Annotated in this window: 14 protein-coding genes, 1 tRNA gene and 1 pseudogene; 6 read left to right on the top strand and 10 right to left on the bottom strand. The window is 55.2% G+C overall.

Annotated features, from left to right (window positions below):
• Nucleotide 1: 1 nt before the first annotated feature.
• From Q0915_RS22620 to Q0915_RS22645, 6 genes are all read right to left on the bottom strand, one after another.
• Entirely contained in the window at nucleotides 2-505 is a 504-nt protein-coding gene (locus tag Q0915_RS22620) for a UPF0262 family protein (protein ID WP_299479285.1), read from the bottom strand.
• Between the two features lie 26 nt (nucleotides 506-531).
• Entirely contained in the window at nucleotides 532-1,839 is a 1,308-nt protein-coding gene (hisD, locus tag Q0915_RS22625) for a histidinol dehydrogenase (RefSeq protein WP_299479288.1), read from the bottom strand.
• A gap of 42 nt (nucleotides 1,840-1,881) precedes the next feature.
• Entirely contained in the window at nucleotides 1,882-2,319 is a 438-nt protein-coding gene (locus Q0915_RS22630; protein ID WP_299479291.1) for a DUF2948 family protein, read from the bottom strand.
• Nucleotides 2,320-2,504: 185 nt separating this feature from the next.
• Nucleotides 2,505-4,553 (bottom strand): methyl-accepting chemotaxis protein, encoded by a 2,049-nt coding sequence (locus Q0915_RS22635; RefSeq protein ID WP_299479294.1) that lies wholly within the window; start codon nucleotides 4,551-4,553, stop codon nucleotides 2,505-2,507.
• A 292-nt stretch (nucleotides 4,554-4,845) separates the two neighbouring features.
• Nucleotides 4,846-5,022, bottom strand: a complete 177-nt coding sequence (locus Q0915_RS22640; RefSeq protein ID WP_299479297.1) for a hypothetical protein — start codon at nucleotides 5,020-5,022, stop codon at nucleotides 4,846-4,848.
• 255 nt (nucleotides 5,023-5,277) lie between these two features.
• Nucleotides 5,278-6,357 (bottom strand): alpha/beta fold hydrolase, encoded by a 1,080-nt coding sequence (locus Q0915_RS22645; RefSeq protein WP_299479300.1) that lies wholly within the window; start codon nucleotides 6,355-6,357, stop codon nucleotides 5,278-5,280.
• A 206-nt stretch (nucleotides 6,358-6,563) separates the two neighbouring features.
• On the opposite strand from Q0915_RS22645, the gene Q0915_RS22650 reads away from it, so the two are divergent.
• Nucleotides 6,564-7,037: a DUF3124 domain-containing protein gene (locus Q0915_RS22650; protein ID WP_299479303.1), complete on the top strand. Its 474-nt coding sequence runs from the start codon at nucleotides 6,564-6,566 to the stop codon at nucleotides 7,035-7,037.
• 85 nt (nucleotides 7,038-7,122) lie between these two features.
• Here the strand turns inward: Q0915_RS22650 and murA are convergent, their stop codons facing one another.
• Both murA and Q0915_RS22660 read right to left on the bottom strand, forming a co-directional pair.
• Nucleotides 7,123-8,412 carry a UDP-N-acetylglucosamine 1-carboxyvinyltransferase gene (gene murA, locus Q0915_RS22655; RefSeq protein WP_299479306.1) on the bottom strand — a complete coding sequence of 430 codons (1,290 nt, stop codon included), beginning with the start codon at nucleotides 8,410-8,412 and terminating at the stop codon, nucleotides 7,123-7,125.
• A 166-nt stretch (nucleotides 8,413-8,578) separates the two neighbouring features.
• Nucleotides 8,579-8,758: a hypothetical protein gene (locus Q0915_RS22660; RefSeq protein WP_299479309.1), complete on the bottom strand. Its 180-nt coding sequence runs from the start codon at nucleotides 8,756-8,758 to the stop codon at nucleotides 8,579-8,581.
• 434 nt (nucleotides 8,759-9,192) lie between these two features.
• Here Q0915_RS22660 and Q0915_RS22665 point away from each other — a divergent pair.
• A tRNA-Thr gene (locus tag Q0915_RS22665) sits at nucleotides 9,193-9,267 on the top strand.
• A 354-nt stretch (nucleotides 9,268-9,621) separates the two neighbouring features.
• Here the strand turns inward: Q0915_RS22665 and Q0915_RS22670 are convergent.
• A complete protein-coding gene (locus tag Q0915_RS22670; protein WP_299479312.1) occupies nucleotides 9,622-9,978 on the bottom strand; it encodes a hypothetical protein in 357 nt (118 codons plus the stop codon).
• 344 nt (nucleotides 9,979-10,322) lie between these two features.
• On the opposite strand from Q0915_RS22670, the gene Q0915_RS22675 reads away from it, so the two are divergent.
• The 3 genes from Q0915_RS22675 to Q0915_RS22685 all read left to right on the top strand — a co-directional run bounded on the left by Q0915_RS22675 (nucleotide 10,323) and on the right by Q0915_RS22685 (nucleotide 12,643).
• Nucleotides 10,323-10,994, top strand: coding sequence for an XRE family transcriptional regulator (locus Q0915_RS22675; protein ID WP_299479315.1), 672 nt, complete (start codon nucleotides 10,323-10,325; stop codon nucleotides 10,992-10,994).
• Between the two features lie 393 nt (nucleotides 10,995-11,387).
• Entirely contained in the window at nucleotides 11,388-11,777 is a 390-nt protein-coding gene (locus tag Q0915_RS22680) for a hypothetical protein (protein WP_299479318.1), read from the top strand.
• Nucleotides 11,774-12,643: a tyrosine-type recombinase/integrase gene (locus Q0915_RS22685; RefSeq protein WP_299479321.1), complete on the top strand. Its 870-nt coding sequence runs from the start codon at nucleotides 11,774-11,776 to the stop codon at nucleotides 12,641-12,643. Before Q0915_RS22680 ends, Q0915_RS22685 begins: the two co-directional genes overlap by 4 nt.
• 1,137 nt (nucleotides 12,644-13,780) lie before the next feature.
• Here Q0915_RS22685 and Q0915_RS22690 read toward each other — a convergent pair.
• A pseudogene (locus tag Q0915_RS22690) lies at nucleotides 13,781-14,105 on the bottom strand (Tn3 family transposase); the annotation flags it as partial.
• Nucleotides 14,106-14,500: 395 nt separating this feature from the next.
• Here Q0915_RS22690 and Q0915_RS22695 point away from each other — a divergent pair.
• On the top strand, nucleotides 14,501-14,797 hold the full coding sequence (locus tag Q0915_RS22695) for a PRC-barrel domain-containing protein (protein ID WP_299479324.1): 297 nt from the start codon (nucleotides 14,501-14,503) through the stop codon (nucleotides 14,795-14,797).
• The last annotated feature ends 360 nt before the right edge of the window (nucleotides 14,798-15,157 follow it).

Consider the following 15,157-nt stretch of genomic DNA (forward strand, 5'->3'; position numbering starts at 1 on the left):
TTCAGCCCTTCCAGTGCAAGGCATAAACTAGCGTAAACAGACGCCTGGCCGTCTGCATGTCGACCTCGATCTTCCCCTCCAGACGTTCCATCAGGATCGTCGATCCTTCATTGTGCACACCGCGCCTGCCCATATCGATGGCCTCGATCTGGCTTGGTGTCGCATGGCGTATCGCTTCGTAGTAGCTTTCGCAGATCAGGTCATAATCCTTGACGATCCTGCGCAGCGGAGACAGCGACAGAACATGGGTCACCACTTCCTGATCGTTATCGGTTCTGATCCGAAACACCAGTCTCTTTTCAACAACGGCGAGGTTGAGAACATAGTTCACCGGGGGGTGTCCGACGGGCTGGAAACTGTTTTCCTCGATCAGATCGTATATGGCGACGGCACGGTCATGCTCCACTTCCGGAGTGGAGCGCGCGATAGAGGCTTCATCAAGGACGACGTCCACAAGGCGTCCGCCTGAGGATTGTGAACTGGGGTCCGGTTGTGTTTCGCTCATGTGCGAAAAACCTCTTTGAGCCTCGGTTACATGTTCAACCTGATGGAAACAGAGCGCGCGTGCGCCGACAACCCCTCAGATTCACCCAACGCGATCGCGGCCGGGCCGAGCGCCCGAAGATTATCTGCATTGCACTTCAGGATCGAGGTGCGCTTGACAAATTCCAGGACGGACAAGCCGGACGAGAACCGCGCCGAGCGGGCGGTCGGCAAGACGTGGTTTGAACCGCCGACATAGTCACCGATTGCCTCTGGCGTATAATGACCAAGGAATACAGCGCCTGCGTTTCGAACCTTCGTCAAAAGGGCTTCGGGATCGGCGACGGCCAGCTCCAGGTGCTCCGGCGCGATGCGGTTGGCAAGGGGCATGGCCGCATCCAGATCGTCCACCAGGATAATGGCCCCAAACTCCTGCCAGCTTGCCCGCGCGACGTCTTCTCGTGGAAGGGTCCTGAGTTGACTTTCAACGGCGATTTCCACCTGCGCGGCCAGATCCTGACTAACGGTGATCAGCAATGACTGGGCTGCCGTGTCGTGTTCGGCCTGGGCCAGAAGATCTGCTGCGACCCAGTCCGCGTTGTTGTCCCCATCGGCAATGACCAGAACTTCGGAAGGCCCGGCGATCATGTCGATCCCGACCGTGCCGAAAACACGTCGCTTTGCAGCAGCTACATAGGCGTTGCCCGGTCCGACAATTTTGGCCACCGGTGCGATTGTCGCGGTTCCGTAGGCAAGGGCTGCAATCGCCTGCGCACCGCCAATCCGATAGATTTCGGTCACGCCTGCCACTTTTGCGGCTGCCAGCACCAGAGGGTTGAGAACGCCGTCAGGGCTCGGGACAACCATGACAATACGCTCAACACCGGCGACTTTGGCCGGCACGACATTCATGAGAACAGAGCTCGGGTAGTTTGCAAGACCGCCCGGCACATAGACGCCAACGGCTTCAATCGCTGTCCAACGAGAGCCGAGTTCCACGCCGATCTCGTCGGTGTAGCGGTCATCCTGGGGCATCTGGCGCCGATGGTGAGCAAAAATGCGGTCGTGGGCGAACGTCAGGGCGTCCAGTGTTTCGGCAGGAACAGAGTTGAGCGCGTTTTCGATCTCTTCTTCCGTTACCGAGAGCTCGGCCATGTTTGACGCATCAAGACGGTCAAATCTGGCTGTGTATTCCAGAACGGCCTCGTCGCCATTGAGGCGCACATGGTCGATGATCTCGCGCACAACCTGATCAACGTCTTCCGAGACTTCCCGCTTAGATGCCAGCAGATCTTCAAACTTGGCTTCAAACCCGGCGTCGGTGCTGTTCAAGCGCAAAACCACGCGTGTCTCCATCGTGTTCGGTGCGGCGCACCGGATATTTACTCAAGTTGGCAATCAGCCGAGATCGTGTTGTGGAAGATTGGGGGTCGACCAGGCAGCACCAAGGTCGGCGAGCTGCGCCTCAATGCATTCCACGGTCAGCGCAAGGCTCGCACCGCCGGCAAATGCGAGCTGAATTGTTCCCGAGGGTTCCTCGCCCGCCTCGAACGTGACGGCAAGAAGTTCCAGAACCGTTCCCCTGGCATTTTGACTAATACCCTGAGCCTTCATGCTCAACACCCGGCCGATAGCCAGTGCTGATCTGCGGCGCTCATGTTCCTTCGTGCGTTTGTCCGCTTCCTTGTCCCAGACGAAGCGATTGACCACGAACACCGCCTTTTGCTCTTTCGGCAGGTAACGAATGTCGGCAACCGTCATGACGGCATCTTGCAGATGTGCGGAAATAACCTGGAGGTCTTCCTGGTCAAGGGCGGCAAGTTTCAGTTGATCCATAGCGGTCAAATTCTGATCCGTATTTTCATTTTCCGACAAGCCGCAAGGAACGGAGCCTGTCGAGATCCCAAGAATGTTGACCTAATGCGGATTGGACCAATTTGCAACGCGCGAATGGAAGCAGCCGCCCTCGCGGGTGGCTGTGAACCCAGAAGCCGTTTCGGCTACGCTCGCAGCGTTGCACCTCAACCGGTACGCAGCCTGCCCATGAAACCGTCGATTTCCTTTTGCAATACACCCGCACGGTCGTTCAGGTTGTTTGCAACCAGCATGACCTGGGCACTGGTTTCATCCGTTTTTGTGCTTGCGTTGCTGACGGCCTCCGCGCTGCCGCTGACATCCTGGGTGGCTGACGATGCCATCGTCGCATTTTCTGCAATTTCCTGCGTCGCGACCCTCTGCTGAGACGCCGCGGCCGCAATGGCCGCCGCATTGTCGCTGATCTCCTGCACCTGCGACGTCATCTTCTCGACCGCATCCACGGACACCCTGGAGGCGCTCTGGATGCTTTCGATCTGCATATTGATTTCCTCTGTGGCGCGCGAAGTCTGCTCGGCAAGCTGTTTGACTTCAGAAGCAACCACGGCAAAGCCGCGCCCGGCATCCCCTGCCCTTGCGGCTTCAATCGTCGCATTGAGCGCGAGCAGGTTCGTCTGTTCGGCGATTGCCTGAATGAGACTTGTTACTTCGGCAACCTTGGAGACAACGGCGCTGAGTTCACGCGCCGATTCGGCTGCCTTGCCCGCTTCGCTGACGGTTGCCTGGGTCAGGTCGGATGTTCCGGCGATCTGCTCGGCAACGTCCGCAATGCTGGAGGACAGTTCCTCGACTGCTGCGGCGACGGTCTGCACATTGGCGTTCGCATTGCCCGCCGACTGCCTTACGCCTTCTGCCTGACCATTGGTCTCCTGTGCCAGAACCTTCATGTCAGCTGCGTTGGTCTTCAGGTTCTGTGCTTCGGACAGAACCGTATCGACGATACCGACGACGCTTTTTTCAAAGTCCTCGACAACACGTTCCAGATCTTCTTCCCGCTGCTGCCGGTTCTCAAGTTCAGACGCCCGGTTCTGCTCCTCAAGCGCGCGATTGTCGATCAGATTGGACTTGAAAATATCGACGGCCCTGGCGACCGAACCCAATTCATCCGTGCGCTTAAGGAACGGGACGTCGACATCTTCATTTCCGGACGCCAGATCCGTCATCACACCCGTCAGTCTGGAAAGCGGGCGCAAAATTCGGAAAAAGACCACGTAGGCGACAGCGGAACCGATCAGAACCAGCAGGACAAACATCGTAGCGCCGAAAACAGGCCCCTGGTTGGCAAGTTCACCGACATCGTTCAGAACCTGGCGCTGGCTGGCGTCCGCTGCTTCACCGAAACTCGTCAGCATGTGCTGCAGGCCGGCCAATGCAGGACCATCGCTGATCTTGACGATCTTGTCGATTTCGGCCGCACTCTTGCCCTGCCCCGCAAGACTTTCGACGGTTTTGGTCGCTTCCGTGTAGCGGTCTATCATGTCTTCAATGTCGTTCAGAGCAGCCATCTGTGCGGTTGACAGAGGGAGCTTTCGATAAGCTGCGATCGCATTTTTGGAGGCATCCGCCGCGCTGAAGATTTTCTCCTGCCTGGCATGATCCTTCCGCAGGACATAGTTCTTGAATTGATGGATCATGCCGCCATAACCGAGATGATCGCGCAGAGCCACCAGGCTGGTCGCCGCGCCGTTGCCTGTCCTGTTTTCACCGAGCGCTGCGAAAAGCACATCGATGGCGGCCAAGGCCGGGCCGTCGTCGATCTTGACCTGCTTGTCTATTTCCTCCGGTGTCAGGCCGGACCGGTGCAAAGCCACCGCTTGTTCGGTCGCTTCGCTGTACTGATCAATCACGCGTTCAAGGTCTTCAAGCGCCGACATTTCCCTCGGAGAGAGAGATGTTTCGCGAATGACATCGAGCGCCAGCTTCGCACCGCCGACAGCAATCCGGATCTTCGCCACCCTTTGATCGTCCCCACGCAAGACGTAGTTCTTGAAGTGATGTATGACCCCGCCATAGCCAAGCTTGACGACAGCCAGTTCAAGCCCCCGCGAACGCCGAGAGTTTTGCTCGGTCGACGTAATCCATGCCTGTTCAATCTGCTTCAGCTGTGTCGACCCTGTAAACAGGATCCCGACCAACAACGCGCTTAGCAGAAATACAGACCCGACAAGGATCACAGCAATGTTTTTCAAGGACATAAGTCTCACCCAACAATCACAGGTTTAAAGTGAGTTCAAATTTCCGGCAAAGACATAACAAAAACTAAACAAAACCCGTGAATCAACCGATGTATTTCGAAATAAGTATCACTCCTTACATGGTTTCTCATAGTGTTGACTTAACAAGTTGTAGATAATTTCAAACTCATTCAGCAATATTGACAGTGATTACATCTATATAATCAAATTACCGGATGGCATGGGCAATCTGGCGAGACTTGACCCCGCGCGCTTTCGCCTCTTGCAGCGCCATCGCGATGCGTCTGGCCGATCAGAAACGATCCCGGCGCTCCATGCACAGAAAGACACGGCGGCCCAGCCAAAGACCGAAGACGAGAAGAAAAAACGCCAATGTCAGTCCGAAGGGTGCAGCGACAAAAACAACCGCGAGAATACCGGCCATGGCAAATGCTGCTTGGATGAGAAACCTGACCGTCAGCGCACCCATTCACTCTTTTCCTTCAATGCCCGCAGACACCAATAAATTCACAAAATCGGGACCATTCTGGAATGGAGAGGATAGGACAGGGAGTTTCTGGGCGCATCAGCCCTTTGCCGAAAATTCGGTCGGGTTTTTCCGGTGACACGACCGGCTGATGATTTCAAGGCTTGAACTCAGCCAGTTTGCGAGGCACCAAGACGTCGTTGTTTCATTTAATGTTCCCTGACGCCCAACGCGGCAACAAGGTCCGCCGGATACGACCTAGTCTTCGTGGATCAACCGCTTGGCCACCCAGGGCAACACAGCTTCTTCCAGTCGCTCGCTGATTTGTTCGCGATGGTCACCGGCATAGACATCCAGACGGTGGGGAATGCGTTCGGCTCCGAGCTGTTGTGAAAACTCAAGCGTGCCATCCGTTATGTGTAGAAACTGATCGCCAAGACCGACACCCAATCCCAGACCGCGAAGACTTCGAAGATTGTCCCGTGCGCTGCGCACCTGGCGGGCGGCAAAGGCATCACGGTAGTGGTCAAATGCATCGTCATCGAGGACGACTTCCCCACGCACGACATCGAACGGAAAGTCGCCAAAGTGAGGAGCTGCGTCGGGATCGGGGTTGAATGCCGACAGAATTCCGAGCAGGGCTATGGCGTAAAAGTCCCGGCTCGCGATCAATTCCTGAAGATCTTCAGGCTTTGTCACGGCAAAGGCGCGTTGCCACGCCTCGTTGCCAAAACTGAGATCTTCACTTGGAACCAGGCAGCACGGGCTAAGCGCCCAAACCACTGAGAAGACATCAGGGTGGTTCATGCCGAGATTGAGCGCTCCGTATCCTCCCATGGAGTGCCCGACAACGGCCCTGCTCACTGGATTTGAAAGAGTTTGAAAATGTTCGTCGACAAACTCGACGAGATCGATCGAAATGAAATCGGCCCAGTTTCCGCTCACGGGCGAGTTACGGTAAAAGCCGCCGCCATACCGGTTTCCGCCGTTTGGCATCACGACGATAAGCTCCGGAATGTTCCCAGCCGCAATCATTCGGTCAAGGATTACCGGAACACCAAAGTGTTCAAGCCAGACGTCGTAATCATCGAAATTTCCGTGAAGAAGATAGATAACAGGAAAGCGGCGATCACTGCCGTCATCATAACTTGGAGGAAGGTAGACAGCAGCTCCCTGACTGGCCGGCGTATTCAGCAGGTTGCCCTTCAATGCAGGTGCGGGAACCTCGAGTTGAACAACACGGCCGACCTCCTGGGCGTGGGACCGGGTCAGCGGTGTGAACGGAATAGACAGCAGAAGAACGGCGAATACCATTCCCCGGAAAGATGACCTGCACATCGTCATGAGCTCCGTGTAAACACAGTGGACATCTAGGAGCCGGACAGGAACGATACAAGCAACAGGCGAACCCTTGCGCCAGTCGGAACAAGAAAAGCGCGCGTGCCGGCGACCGGCAGCAGAGACTTATTCGACCGCAAATCTAGCGCCGAATGCCGACATCGGCTATCCATCATTTACAAACAAATGCACGGGTTGAAAGCTTCATGTTCCAGAAACTGACGGGTCTCGTCCTTCTTCTTTGCCTCATGACCTTTCGCTCTGCCCCAGCGCAGGATTTTACCGAAAAGGTTCTCGGCGAGACGATCTACGTTCCAGCTTATTCCAGGATCTTTTCCCATCCCAACCGTTCGGATCTGCTCGCCGCAACGCTCGCCGTTCACAATGTTGATCCGGATGCATCGCTGACGCTGACGCGGCTCGACTATCACGGCGAGGATGGAACGCTGCTGCGCAGTCTACTGGACGGCCCACTGGAGCTGGCACCGCTGCAGTCTAAAACTGTGCTCATTCCGATCAACGACACGACCGGGGGCGTCGGTGCTAATTTCATTGTGGTCTGGACAGCAAAAACGCCGGTTTTGAGCCCGATCGCGGAAGCGATCATGACCAGCGGCAGCGGCGGGCCCGGTCCGTCCTTTATCTCAAGAGGACGGGTTATCGAACGGCTCTCGCCGTAAACGCTGGTAGCATTCGGCTGAAACTGAGCACTTCTTCGCTATCGTCTGCGCCATCTCACAGAGGGACATACTCAGCCAGACCGTCTTAGCTTGAAATGCGCTCGATATTCGCGCCGCAGCGCGTCAGCTTTTCTTCCAACCGTTCGAACCCGCGGTCAAGGTGATAGACCCTGTTGACAGTGGTTTCGCCTTCGGCAACCAGCCCGGCAATCACCAGAGAAACAGACGCTCTCAGGTCTGTCGCCATGACTGGCGCGCCGCGCAGTGTCGGGACGCCCTCGATTGTCGCGGTCCGGCCATCCACCTGGATCTGCGCTCCAAGACGTGCCAATTCCTGGACGTGCATGAAGCGGTTTTCAAAAATCGTTTCGGTAATCCGGCTTGTCCCGCTGGCCTTCGTCATAAGCGCCATGAACTGGGCCTGAAGATCGGTCGGGAAACCGGGAAAAGGTTCTGTGGAGACATCCACAGCCTGAATGCCGTTGCCGTTTCGGTAAACCTTCAAACCTTCGGCAGTCTGGGTGATATCCGCCCCTGTCTGGCGCAGTGTATCCAGCGCCGTTTCCAGGAGGTCCGAACGTCCGCCCTGAAGAAGGACGTCGCCACCCGTCATAGCAACGGCCATGGCGTAAGTGCCGGTCTCGATCCGGTCCGGAACAACAGCGTGGTGTGCACCGTGAAGCCGCGGCACGCCCTGGATCCGGATGGTCGAGGTGCCCTCACCTTCGATCCTGGCGCCCATGGCCTTGAGGCAAAGGGCAAGATCCACCACCTCGGGTTCACGCGCGGCGTTGACAAGTTCCGTTTCACCGTCCGCAAGCGTGGCAGCCATCATGATCGTGTGCGTTGCGCCGACAGACACTTTCGGGAATTCGACACGACCGCCCTTCAGACCGCCGGGTGCCCTGACAACGACGTAACCGCCCTCGATTTCGATATCAGCGCCAAGCGCCGCAAGCCCGTCGATGAAGAAATCGACCGGACGCGTGCCGATGGCGCAGCCACCTGGCAGAGACACCCTTGCTTCATGCATGCGTGCGACAAGAGGCCCGATGACCCAGAAACTGGCACGCATCTTGGAAACCAGCTCGTAGGGCGCCGTTGTGTCGACGATTTCCCGCGCGGTGAGGTTCAGCGTCTGGCCGGCAAGTTGATCCTGACCGTTGCGTTTGCCGTTTACCGAATAGTCGACGCCATGGTTGGACAGGATCTGCATCAGTTGCGCAACGTCGCGCAGGCGCGGGACATTCGAGAGCGTCAGGGTCTCATCGGTCAGCAGCGCGGCAATCATCAGCGGGAGAGTCGCGTTCTTAGCGCCCGAAATCGGAATGACACCCTTGAGCTCAGCGCCGCCGACGACCTTGATACTGTCCATATGTAAACCCCAAACCCGGGCCGCGTCTTTGCGGCCGTCCCATCGAAGAAATGCACATCAAACCTGCGGTCTACACACAAGTTGTGACCCATGCAAGGCAAGGCGATGCCACTCAGGCGGCGATTTCAGGGCAGCGCGTCTACCTGTAAAGCCTGCCCCTGGTTCGTCAGTCCTTCTGACGGGTCTTCGCAGCGCTCTTGCGGCGGCGCAGATTTGCCCTCAAGGCCTCGGCCAGCCGGTCCTCCCTGGAGGGGGCCGGTGTCTTTTGTCCGCCATTGCGCTGATCGCTGTCCGCACGCTTGTCATCCTTGCCAAGCTCCTGGCTTTTATGGTCTTTTTCGCTCATCATCGCGCCGTAAGCCTTGTCGAAAGTCTCGCCGTTTTAGCAAGCACGTGACCGGCTGAAAAGCCGGACGCACCTCGTTGCGCAAGAAAAAGGTGCCGCCGGCACTCCCGGCCCCGAAATCAGTCACCAACAAACGCGCGCCGCCGGCGTTTCAGCGCCAGCCATTCCGGCAACCGAAACATGCTATCCACAGCTCCTGTTTTCCAGGGAAATGCGCGCTAGAATCGCGCCTGATCATGCGCCGGAAATTCCACGTCCCGTTCATGGGGAAGCTTGCCAAAAAAAACCGATTCACCGCTTGCGTCCCAAAGGCTCTTGTGGCACAAGCCCCCTCATTCCGGTCGGCCATGCTGATCGGCACCGCACTCGCGTCTCAAAAACAGCTTGTAACATAGCCGGTTCGACGCCAGATGCGCTTCGGGTATCACCCGCTCGCTGCCGTAGCTCAGGGGTAGAGCACTCCCTTGGTAAGGGAGAGGTCGAGAGTTCAAATCTCTCCGGCAGCACCATTAAAAGTCAAAGAAAATCAATACTTAGTCAAAATGAACGGCAGTTTGGTTTGCAGGTTCTTGTAGGAACATGCAAGGAACATGAAGCTATTTGCGGCATTTTTCCTACAAAACCCAGACAGTTTGTCCTAGGTTTGTTCTTTGTAAGGAGCCCACTCGAACTGAAGTCTTGGCACTTCAATCCCGGTCTCTCGACAAACGCCTTATCCATGCAGATTGTCCCAGACCTACGAAATCACCACCGCGCCTTGACCTGCGATTGGCGCGACGCGTTTCACCGGACTGGCATGGACATTTCCCAAAGCAAAAAGTCCAAAGTACGAGGTCATGAACAAAGAAGTCTTGCAAAAAATTTTAGCGGGTTTCGCCCGCACCCAAATCTCGCGACTGATTATTGTGCCATCCAGCCCGGTTCTTCATGTTGAATATCCATGAGATGGCCTTGAAGCCAGGAAGTCTTCCCAGCGTTCCCAACTTGCCGATTTGCTCCCAACACAAAAGGCCTCGCCTCTCCGCCTCGCCTATTTTTTCGGAGGGGAAATCTTCCGGATAGCGTTTTGCATATGACTTGATTGTTTTCAAATCTGCGTGCGGAAAACTCTTCTTTGAATACCCAGCAGAAATATGATCGCAATAAACTTGGCAGAATTTTTGTCGCAATTCGGACGTCGGCCATTTCTGCGCGTACTTGTTTCCGTTTTTTGCTGGCATGTCCTCAGTCTGCAATCTGTTTGAGCAGATGATTTCAAAGTAATACTGCGAGAGCGAGCTGGGAACATATCATGAATGAACCAGTGGCTTCAAAACGAAAAGCCGAGCAACGATAACAATACCGCTGTCGTATTCTCCAACGTTATGCGTTGCTAGTTTCCGGCAAGGTCGCTGTGTGGGCACGCGTTTGAGGTTTTTAGGCACCTACCCTAGCCGCCAACGTCAAAACGATAAATCTTGCCCACTGCTATGCACTGGGAAACGCACATTCTATACAGGGGTGATTGGTCGAGTCGGTGTTTGACGACTGATACGCGCGTTTTTGAGCCAAAAAGGGAGCCTGATTGTCCTGGAACGAGCGCATTGTTAAACGACGGAAGGTCTTGGGTTTGTCCCGGGCAGAACTCGCACGTCGTTCCGGTGTGAGCTACGACAACCTTAACAAGTATGAGCGCGGTGAAGTTGATCACCCAAGAGGCAAGAACTTGTCCAAGATTGCCGTGGCTCTTGGCACGAGCGAAAAAGCCCTGCTTTTTGGGTCAACCCCTTTCGGCTCCAACATCAGGCAAAGCAACACCACGCTTAGAATCCATGGTGAGGTTGCGGCCGGCCTTTGGATGGAAGCCAGTTTGTTCGAGGGCGAGCATTCCGAAGCCTCGACAGTACTTGGCGACAGTCGCTTTCCTATCGAGTTGCAGTACCTGTTGCGAATAAATGGTGAAAGTCTAAACAAGCTGGCACAAAGCGGAGACCTTATTCTGTGCTTCGACTACGGCCAGGCTGGCGTCGAGATACAGTCTGGCGACCTTGTTGTTGTCGAACGCTCGCGAGATGGTGGACACACGATCGAGCGAACAGCGAAACGTGTTGTCCAGTCACTTAATGGGGTTCAACTCTTACCCGAGTCGCATGACCCTCGCTTTCAAGATCCAATTGTTTTCGACGACTTTGACGAAGAAGAATCTCAAGTCAGGATCGTTGCAAAGGTTCTCTCTATTCTACGACTCTTTCCTTGATTTAAATTCCAACTAATTCCTGCAGATTTGAGAGGGAGGGTTCCAAAAGCCAAAGACCCCCCTACCCCCTATGGAAGACCATAGAAGGCAGGGAAGTCTCTGGCGCATCTGCTGACCCGAGCCGGGATGGGACACACATAGCCAGGGATTCTCTCGAATTTCCCGTCCTCTGTTTCTGGAAGGCACCTTAGGACTTTCGACCCCCGCGCCTGCGGTTTTCATCCAGCAGGGAGTTGCACCCCGTCACCGCGAATGAGTAAGCGCTACCGAAATTGTGGAAAGAGGTCAATCAAAAAGTGGATTTAAATTATAGTTTCTGGAATAATGCGGCAGCAGCAATCACCGAGATCCGATCAATGCAGTCCAGAGTAGCCCCCAAGAGATTGGAGCCAAATGTCAACACTTCCCAAAATCCTGGAAGCCGGCAAGACACCGGAGCAATGGGCGAAGACCTTTGCCGAACATGGCATCGAGATTTCGGCACGCACTCTGCGCGACAAGGCCAGAAAGCTCAGTGCCTATTGTGGCCTCGGAAATGCCATCTTGTTAAAGCCGGAACATATCGACCGTATTTTTGAGGACACGCCGTGCCGCTTGAAATCTACAAACGAGGAACCCGGTTTTGGGTCCGAGGTCGGACGGACGGCCTCGATGGTTACACTGAAAGAAGCCTCAAAACATCTGATAGAAAGATCGCAGCCGCAAAAGTCGCGGAAATCGAGAGGAAAGCGCGACAACGTGCGATCCTTGGTTCAGATGCGCCGACAGAAGCAGACGAGTTGACATTTGCGGCCGCAGTCATGCTCTATGACGCGAAGCTGGCTGACGCAAACTACCTTCTGAAAATCATTCCCGAACTTGGACCCAAGCGCATCAAGGACATAATGCCCAAGATGGTTCGTGATCTTGGGAGGAAACTTTATCCGACGGCTGCCTGCGATACCTGGCGGCGGCAAGTGGTATCGCCAACGTGCGCAGTCATCAACAATGCACATCAAGAAAAGGGAACGCCGCTCATACGGGTAAAAGCCTATACGGGTGCGGAGCGTCAGAAACAGGACGAGTTGCGCGGTAAGCAAAGCCGAACGGAAAGAACGCCAGGCTCATGGCATTGGCTCGCTGCCTTCAGGGAACATTCCAACAGTTACCAAGGTGCCCTCGCCTTCTTCATGTTCACAACGGGTGCGCGCATCACCCAGTCAATCCTAATGGAGCCACGACATCTGGATCTCCAAAACCACCGCATTCTCATCCCGGCCGCCAAAGGACATGAGGAGCAATGGGTGAGTATTATGACCGAACTTGTGGTCGAACTCGCCAACCTGCCGCCACGCAATGGCCGGGTGTTCGGGTACCAACAGCGTTGGGGGGTTTACAAAGCCTGGAAGTCGGCCTGCGATCGTGCAGGCATTGAGTACATTCCACCGCATTCGGCCGGCAGGCACGGATTTGGGACGGAGCTTGTCGTCCGCCAGGGTGTCGATCCGCGCACTGCAGCAGACATGGGACGTTGGTCAAGCCCGAAGATCCTGCTTGATACCTATACGCACTCCGAAGAAGGTACGACCTCAGTTCACGATGCCTTTAGGCGAGGAAAACCCGAAGAATTTTCGGTCGCAAACGTCACATCAAAGAAGATGGGCAAGTAGCTCGTCGACTGCGCGCCAATCGAACGTTCCAGCTCGCTCTAGTTTTTTGGACGAAGGCGCCCTGCAACTGGTCGCTTCGAAGCTACCTGCGGGAAGTCCGCTCTTCTATCAAGGCGTTGGTTCCAAAGCGTAACCAGAATGTCTTCTCCAGGGAGTCGTGATTTCAGCAGTCGTGAACTTAGATCGTCTTCGCGGTGATACCCCAGGATGAGCGCCACACAGCAGACATACCCGCTCAAGTTCTTTCTTGAACTCCTCAACGAGCAATTCATAGTCGAGACCTTCCATCGGTGTGCCTTCGATGTCTGAGCTGCTGCCGGTTTGATGGACTGCAAGTTAAGCTCGCATTGCCATGCGACAGTGCACGTTCATTAATACTATTGTGAGCAGCGCCGATCCGAGGCCTTTGTTAGTGCGTCTTCCGCATCGACAGGTGGGATGAGGCGATCCAGGTGTCACAGCAAATCTGCCCTTATAGGGTCTGCAGATCTTCCGGCTGCTGTGCTACCAAACCTTCGGACAACGGCGGATTGAGTTTTCCACCTTTCGTCAGCATGACGGGCCGATATCATCTGCGGCATTTGCCAATGCTGTCGGGGGAGGTTCCCGATGGCGCTGTGTGAGCGTCCTTTATTGAAGCTTAGACCAAGCCCTTCATACACTTTCGCAGTCTTGAAAATATTGATTGCGTACAGTGTTGACAACTTGATCATCACCATTTCCGCCGGCGCTCTTTCCGGAACTCGAGAGATTCGACTGATGCGGGCATCAAAACCGGTAGGATTTGGGCTCTGGGTTGACCTCCGTGATCTTAATCCCTACGACAACTTAGCGTCCCCAAATCGGCCTTGAGGTCAATTTCGCGATTTTCTTAAAGTTGCCGTTAGTTCACGCGCCTTGTGAGCTGTCGATAGTGGCCGAATTCAGCGATGCACTGGTGAGCTACTCGGGACGCTCGACTGCACCGGAATAGTCCGCCGGAAGTAATCAGGGCGACAATCACTTCGCTGCAGCTGGCCTGCGTTTTCTGAAAGGCTATTCTAATGTCCCACACACCCACCAGCGCCATTCATTGCAGTTGAGGTCAGAACAAGCATTGTACCCGCAGACACGCACAACGCGAACTGATTGTGAAAATTACGCCGCTTGGAAGTTCCGGCCCCGGCTTCGCAAGGATCTGAAGCCTTCTGGTATCTGTTGGTCCTTTTCCCAGGAATAGATGCCGGTTAGATTGATATGCTCAATTGAGCTGCGAGATGTGTTTCAGCATGCAATCCGAAAAAATCCGGCCCTGTTTGGCGCAGGTGAGAGACGGCCTGGCTGAGTTAAACGGTGTTCCAGCGCAAGATGGCGCTTACAACTAGGTTAAGTCCGGAAACCCGGAAGGCCTGGCTTCATGGGAGCGGTCACGGATTTCCCCGCGTTCGTGGAAGCAGATGGCACGTTTGAGTTTGTGAGCAGCCGGTAACAGGCGGCCTGCCAGTCCAATCGGCCGATCACATCTTCACCGGTATCGTTGGCCGCCTGACGTCGCTGCAGTTGGCCAGCCGGAAACCGGGGTGGTTTTCGTCGATCTCTACATAAACGCGCGGTCAAAAGTTTGCATCACCGCCGCCGACACGGTTCAGAGACCCGCAACCGAATATCTGGCTGCGGATTAGCCGGAAATGTGACGACACGCTAACCCACATCAGCATGCATCGCCACCGCTGCTGCTATGTTGTCACACAGCTTCAAAGATGGGCGACGCCATTAAACCCGGCACCAAACAGCTACTGACAAGTCACTTTTACCTGTCTGGCAACTCTGATCGGGCCTGCCGCCTATCGCGCACTCCAGCTACACCCAGGAGGTCCCATGGACCATTCATCACATGAGCCGCTTCAGGCCGGCGAGATCATTGCGGCTAACGTCAAAGGCACCGATATCTACGGACCCGATGATAAAGTGATGGGCAATGTCTCCGAAATGCTCGGCACCGGTCAGTATGCAAGGGCGGTCATTGAAGTTGGCGGCTTTTTCGGAATCGGGGTCAAGCAAGTTGCCCTTGATATGTCACGCATCGACTTCATGCGCGATGAAAACGGAAAAGTCCTTGCTCACACCAAGATGAGCAAGGTCGAATTGAAAAACCTGCCGAAGCATCGAGGTTGAGCTGTCAAAGACAAAATCAACTGATCGGAACACTATCCGAAGCGCTTAAACACGCCGGAAAATGGCCTTCAGACGCGAGCACAGGAAAACGAAATGGCAAAGGGCAAAAGCCGCCGTGGCAGAGAAGACAGAAAGCCGAAACGGAAAAAGACCACGCCTGTCCCGCCAACTTCTTTCAACAAGGAGTTGACCTTCGAGACGAAACCGAAGGCAAAAATAGCCTGAACTGGCTTTGTGGCAGGACAATTGCCAATCTAACCGGGCATTGAACGCTGCTGCCAATAGGGCTTGCGCGGACAGATCCTTGATCGTGAATAGGCTTTGCTGCGGCCTGTAAATTTCCTCCGGCGGCATCTTGCA

The sequence above is a fragment of the uncultured Roseibium sp. genome (assembly GCF_947494555.1).
Lineage (GTDB): Bacteria > Pseudomonadota > Alphaproteobacteria > Rhizobiales > Stappiaceae > Roseibium.

Coding starts and splice junctions, on each gene's coding strand:
- Q0915_RS22670 (WP_299479312.1), bottom strand. CDS start 9,978: ATGCCAGCAAAAAACGGAAACAAGTACGCGCAGAAATGGCCGACGTCC.
- Q0915_RS22695 (WP_299479324.1), top strand. CDS start 14,501: ATGGACCATTCATCACATGAGCCGCTTCAGGCCGGCGAGATCATTGCG.
- hisD (WP_299479288.1), bottom strand. CDS start 1,839: ATGGAGACACGCGTGGTTTTGCGCTTGAACAGCACCGACGCCGGGTTT.
- Q0915_RS22645 (WP_299479300.1), bottom strand. CDS start 6,357: ATGTGCAGGTCATCTTTCCGGGGAATGGTATTCGCCGTTCTTCTGCTG.
- Q0915_RS22680 (WP_299479318.1), top strand. CDS start 11,388: ATGTCAACACTTCCCAAAATCCTGGAAGCCGGCAAGACACCGGAGCAA.
- Q0915_RS22635 (WP_299479294.1), bottom strand. CDS start 4,553: ATGTCCTTGAAAAACATTGCTGTGATCCTTGTCGGGTCTGTATTTCTG.
- Q0915_RS22620 (WP_299479285.1), bottom strand. CDS start 505: ATGAGCGAAACACAACCGGACCCCAGTTCACAATCCTCAGGCGGACGC.
- Q0915_RS22660 (WP_299479309.1), bottom strand. CDS start 8,758: ATGAGCGAAAAAGACCATAAAAGCCAGGAGCTTGGCAAGGATGACAAG.
- Q0915_RS22640 (WP_299479297.1), bottom strand. CDS start 5,022: ATGGGTGCGCTGACGGTCAGGTTTCTCATCCAAGCAGCATTTGCCATG.
- Q0915_RS22630 (WP_299479291.1), bottom strand. CDS start 2,319: ATGGATCAACTGAAACTTGCCGCCCTTGACCAGGAAGACCTCCAGGTT.
- Q0915_RS22650 (WP_299479303.1), top strand. CDS start 6,564: ATGTTCCAGAAACTGACGGGTCTCGTCCTTCTTCTTTGCCTCATGACC.
- murA (WP_299479306.1), bottom strand. CDS start 8,412: ATGGACAGTATCAAGGTCGTCGGCGGCGCTGAGCTCAAGGGTGTCATT.